2 protein-coding genes are annotated in these 1,972 nt (G+C 72.1%); both read left to right on the top strand.

The window, feature by feature from the left end; genetic code table 11:
- Positions 1-286 (top strand): hypothetical protein (locus tag AX669_RS07540; RefSeq protein WP_231729485.1); only part of this gene is annotated, 286 nt, incomplete at its 5' end.
- 46 nt (positions 287-332) lie between these two features.
- Positions 333-1,972: heavy metal translocating P-type ATPase (locus AX669_RS07545; protein WP_062257600.1), on the top strand; the 1,640-nt coding region annotated here is incomplete at its 3' end.

A 1,972-nucleotide genomic window follows, 5' to 3' on the forward strand; every position in this document is an offset into this window, starting at 1 on the left:
CTCCTTCGGCGAGGACCCCCGCCAGCCCCTGACCGGCCCCATGACCGACGAGGACCCCAGCAGCACCACCCACCAGCACGGCGCGGCCCACCAGCACGGCAAGCCCCACCACTGGATGCACCTGCTGATGTGCGCCCCGATGCTGCTCGTGGTCGTCGGCTACCTGTGGGCCGGACGTGCCAGCCTCGCCGCCGGCGGTGTCGTGGCCGCCCTCGTGCCCGCCATCGGCTGCATGCTCATGATGTGGCTGATGATGCGCATGATGGATCACGGCTCCCAGCACTGACCACCGCCCCGCCATCCACCGGCAGTACCGTCTCGAGGAGCACCCCATGAACCACCCGGCCGCCACCGCCACCCACGACCACACCACCCACTACACGTGCTCCATGCACCCCGAGGTGACCAGCGACCACCCGGGACGCTGCCCCAAGTGCGGGATGTTCCTGCAACCCGCCGACGGCGGGGACGCGCCGGCCGCCCAGCACCACGACCACCCGACCGATCACCAGCACCCCATGGGCGAGCCGGCGGTGGTGGCCGGTGCGGTCGCTGCAGGGGACTGGACCTGCCCGATGCACCCCGAGGTCCGCAGCGATGGCCCCGGTGACTGCCCGATCTGTGGCATGGCGCTGGAGCGGGTCTTGGCCGGGCTCGACGAAGGCCCGAACCAGGAGCTCGTCGACATGCGTCGCCGGTTCCGGGTGGCGGCGGTGCTGAGCGTGCCGCTGGTGGCGATGGTGATGGTGCCCATGGTGCTGGGTCGTGCGCTGCCCGGCAGCGTCGCGCCGTGGCTCGAGCTCGCCCTGTCGACGCCGGTGGTGTGGTGGGCTGGGTGGCCGTTCTTCGTGCGCGGCGCGAAGTCGGTGGTCAGCCGTCACCTGAACATGTTCACCCTGGTGTCGTTGGGTGTCGGTGCCGCGTGGCTGTACAGCGTGGTCGCGGTGCTGGCGCCGGGGCTGTTCCCATCCGGGATGCGGGTGATGGACGGCCGGGTCGGCACCTACTTCGAGGCCGCGGCAGTCATCATCACCCTGGTGCTGCTCGGCCAGGTCCTCGAGCTGCGGGCCCGCGACCAGACCTCCGGCGCGATCCGCGCCCTACTCGACCTGTCACCGGCCACCGCGCACCGCATCGGGGCCGACGGCACCGAGACCGACGTGCCGGCCGCCGAGCTGCAGCTGGGCGATCGGTGTCGGGTGCGGCCGGGCGAGAAGGTGCCGGCCGACGGCACCGTGGTCGATGGTCACGCGTATGTGGACGAGTCGATGATCACCGGCGAGCCGGTACCGGTCGACAAGAGCCCCGGTGACCGGGTCATCGGCGGCACGATCACCCAGGGCGGCAGCCTGGTGGTGGAGGCCACTGGTCTGGGCGCTGACTCGACCCTGGCCCGGATCGTCGACCTGGTCTCCCAGGCGCAGCGGTCCCGCGCCCCGATCCAGGGACTGGTCGACAAGATCTCGGCGGTGTTCGTGCCGGTCGTGATCGCCGTCGCCCTGGCCACCTTCGGGTTGTGGCTGGCCATGGGCCCGCAGCCGCGGCTTCCGTTCGCGATCGTGGCCGCCGTCAGCGTGCTGATCATCGCCTGCCCGTGCGCGCTGGGCCTGGCCACGCCCATGTCGATCATGGTCGGGGTGGGGCGCGGCGCCAGCGAGGGCGTGCTGGTCAAGAACGCCGAGGCCCTCGAACGACTGCAGAAGGTCGACACCCTCGTCGTCGACAAGACCGGCACCCTCACCCAGGGCCGCCCCAGCCTGGTCGACCAGCAGGGCGTCGACGGACGTGACGACGCGCAGGCACTGCTGCTCGCCGCGGCTGTGGAGGCCGGCTCCGAACACCCGCTCGCCAGGGCCGTGGTCGATGCTGCCCGCCAGACGGGACGCACGGTGCCGGCAGCCAGCGCCTTCGCCGCCCACCCGGGTGGCGGTGTCAGCGCCACCGTCGACGGCCAGCGCGTGCTCGTCGGCAG

The organism is Dermacoccus sp. CCH2-D9, from assembly GCF_001556795.1.
GTDB lineage: Bacteria > Actinomycetota > Actinomycetes > Actinomycetales > Dermatophilaceae > Dermacoccus > Dermacoccus nishinomiyaensis.